Consider the following 3,290-nt stretch of genomic DNA (forward strand, 5'->3'; position numbering starts at 1 on the left):
GCATCCATTGAGCAAAGTCCTGATCGACGCACTGGCTGACCATGATCAGATTTTTATTCTGAAGAAACTGGTTTCGAATCTGCCTCAGTTTCTGATTCAGTTTTTCATTGTCCGGATCTTTCATAGACCAGAAGATCAGCAGAATGGTTTTTCCCTTGAATGATTTACCGTAGTCGTAAACTTCACCTCCAGCGGTATGCCCCCAGAATTGAGGCGCAACTTCTCCCGGCTTGAAAGGCTTGTCTTGAGGCTGTGTATTTTTTTCATCAACGGCAGATGTTTCTGCGGCTGTCTGCCTGTTCTGAGGGCAGGCACGATTTGAGTCAGGCTCCGTAGCATCTAGCACGGAAACGCAGAGCAAACCCGGCAAAAACAAGATTTGAGACAGGAAAATCTTCATAGCGCCACTTTGAAAATTGATATCGATACTCAACTGACATAGACGTATGTCAGCATCTTGATGTTTATCCACAGCGAAACGGAGAAGTGTTCATTGTGAACAGTACGGCCAAATTGTACAAGCAAATTAATCAAAATTTGTTACTTTCCGCTCAGTGTTTAAAATCAACCGCTTTCAATGATCGGTTTGCTTCTTTCTCTCAAGAACGCTACCGTAGGCTCAGTTTGAGGTGGTAAGGTCGGAAAAGTCAGTTTCAAGTCACGAGCCACCCCTCTCTCCAGCAAAACGGAAACCGTAAACAGATAAACAGGCTGCATGATTTGATAGTGCCGCTCAATATGATTAAGAAATAACTGTCGCATGGACCTCTACCCCACAGAACTGAAACTCGTCGACGACACCGCCGTGCTCATCGGCTGGAATGATGGCCAGCAACGCCGCTACCTGTTTTCGGAATTGCGCAAGGCCTGCCCTTGTGCCGCCTGTCGTCACAAAACGACCGGGGAAGCCGCCGATCCCATGAAACTCACCGTGCTTTCCCCGATTGAACTCCAGCCGATCAAAGTCGAAAAGATGAGTCTGGCGGGCAATTACGCCTACCGCATCACCTTCAGCGACGGCCACAATACCGGCCTGTTCACGTTCGAACTCCTGCGCGAACTCGGCGCGGTGGTCGAGTAAAAACGCTGCGCTCCAGAGTAACGTTTGCAGTCTGTTGAGAATGCGGAGCCGCGAAATGCGAGCCGACCGTGATACCCGATGCAAGCTGACTGCAGCTTCACACCAGCGTTCCATGTTCCAGATAGTACTCAAAAGAAAACTCCTTCCCGATTTTCAGCGATCATTTTCAACTTGACACCAACCCGCCACCGACGACACTGCGTGACATGCGTCGCGCGCGTGGAATAAATTTCCGCATGGTGCATAGCGTTACGTATGTGGTTTTTATCACTATCAAAAGCACTGGTTTTATAGAGTCTGTGAAATACGCGGCCCCTTTGAGTGTTGCGTGATCACCTGTTTTGGGACGCTGTCTGGCACTCAGTTTGACACCAAAAGTGACAGAAAAGTGAATAAACTGCCCTTCCCGGTCCTTAATTAAGCGTAAACCCGGCTTGACCGTCCCCCGCCCTTCGCAACAATGGCTGCTGTTGAAAGAACACGGCTTTCCTCCGCCGGACCAGGAATTCCTCGACACAAAAACCGAACAGCACATGCAGATTCCCTTCCCTGACAATCAAACAAAACAGACAATCAAACAAAACAGACCAGGCGACCGCAAAACAGAGTCGCCACCCGGGCGATAAATCACACGCTCGGAAGATTCGATCGGAAGATATTACCCGATATCACCCACACGCCGCAGATGAAGATCCGGCACCTGTCGCAAACACATTATGAATCAATAGCATCACTACCCTGTGTCCGGTCTAAATACTTGTCCGACAGGCGCTACGTTTTCTGGCCGGTATTTACAAATGCGCACTGCTGCATAGAAAAAATTGACAGGTAGTTTCCCGATGATATCATGAAGGTGTGTACTGATGTGCTTTTGGACCAGGTCGTGTTTATTGATTGGTTTTGAATGTGATTCCCAGGACCGCAATCTAACCCAGGTCGGTTTTAACCGCGGCTAACGCCGTGCGGCTGATCTTGTTTTCAGATACTTTGCCGGAATGACTTATTAGCCGAAGGGCGTTAGCCCCGGTTGTTCCACATTTATAAGTAAGAAACACGACCTAGACGGGAATGTGTTGCTCCTGCGACTGCTTCAACTTGCGGCATGCCTAAAACGGGGGTTTGTAAAAAGGCTTATCTGCCCGTTTTAGGAACATACTACTGGTGCAAAAGTTCTGGCGGCGCAGGCACTCATTCTTGCACCGTCATCAGCCAGTGTAACAGCGATAAAGCATGTCCTCCTGTAGGAGGTTAATCGCGACTCCCTGTCACAGAAATGAATGATTCATGAAACGCATTTCCGTTCCCCGCATAATGTTCTGTTTATTTCTTTTCAGCCTCTTTTCCCTCGCCGAGGGAGCAGAAGCGGACCGTGACCTGCTGATCAAAGCAGCGTCCGAACTGCAGCAGCAAAATCAGGCATGGGATGACCTTTCTGTCGAATATCGTTGTGAAGACTGGGTTCCTGATGGCAAAGGAAAATGGAAATGGTATGAATCACTGCTGCTCCGCTGGTCAGTCACACAATCAGGCTGGGAAAGAATTCTTCGCGCTCGTCCTGAAAGTCCCTGGACTGAAGAAGCCAGTTTTAACGGGGAACACTATATGACCTACGATTCTCAGCAACAGGGAAGCGCCGGGTTTGGGCATCAAATTTCTTCATTTCTCAACATTACCTATTCGCCAAAAATATTCGGTCTCTTTGTCACCGGGTTGGAGTTAGGGCAACCAGTGAGTGTGGCTGAATTTTTACAGATGGAATCGGCGCACGTCAAAGTTCTTGAGCAAAAGAATAATTTGCTTGTTGTCGAAGGAGATGATCCGTTAGCAGTGGGAGTTCGCATCAAGCTGACTTTAGATTCGAATTATGGTTACCGTCCTATCGAAATGGAAGTTCGAGATGAGCATGGCTTGCTCTCGACTTATAAAGACATTGAGTATGAACAGTTCACGGCGAAGCGGGGGAAATTCTGGTTTCCTCGCAAAGGATCCTGGTATGGAGTGAACCCGCAAGACCGCAGCCCTGGCACCAGAATGGATTACACTTTAACAAACCTCGTCATTGATCAAAATCCCGGCAAAGAAGCCTTTCAATTAAAGTACCCCAAAGGAACATTGCTGCTGAATACGGATACTGGTGTCACCACATACGCTGCTGCAGAAGTCGGTTTGCAAGACTTGACTGGCGAGACCAACAAGACCATTTCAATGG

3 protein-coding genes are annotated in these 3,290 nt (G+C 48.4%); 2 read left to right on the forward strand and 1 reads right to left on the reverse strand.

What is annotated here, in order from left to right; all coding sequences use genetic code 11:
• Window positions 1–346: hypothetical protein (locus Q0294_RS21860; protein ID WP_299469690.1), on the reverse strand; the 346-nt coding region annotated here is incomplete at its 3' end.
• A gap of 414 nt (window positions 347–760) precedes the next feature.
• Between Q0294_RS21860 and Q0294_RS21865 the strand changes: the two genes are divergently transcribed.
• Both Q0294_RS21865 and Q0294_RS21870 read left to right on the forward strand, forming a co-directional pair.
• Window positions 761–1,081 (forward strand): DUF971 domain-containing protein, encoded by a 321-nt coding sequence (locus Q0294_RS21865; protein WP_299469692.1) that lies wholly within the window; start codon window positions 761–763, stop codon window positions 1,079–1,081.
• A gap of 1,284 nt (window positions 1,082–2,365) precedes the next feature.
• The coding region (locus Q0294_RS21870; protein ID WP_299469694.1) for a hypothetical protein at window positions 2,366–3,290 on the forward strand (925 nt) is incomplete at its 3' end.

The sequence above is a fragment of the uncultured Gimesia sp. genome (genome assembly GCF_937919775.1).
In the GTDB taxonomy this organism is placed as follows: Bacteria; Planctomycetota; Planctomycetia; order Planctomycetales; family Planctomycetaceae; genus Gimesia.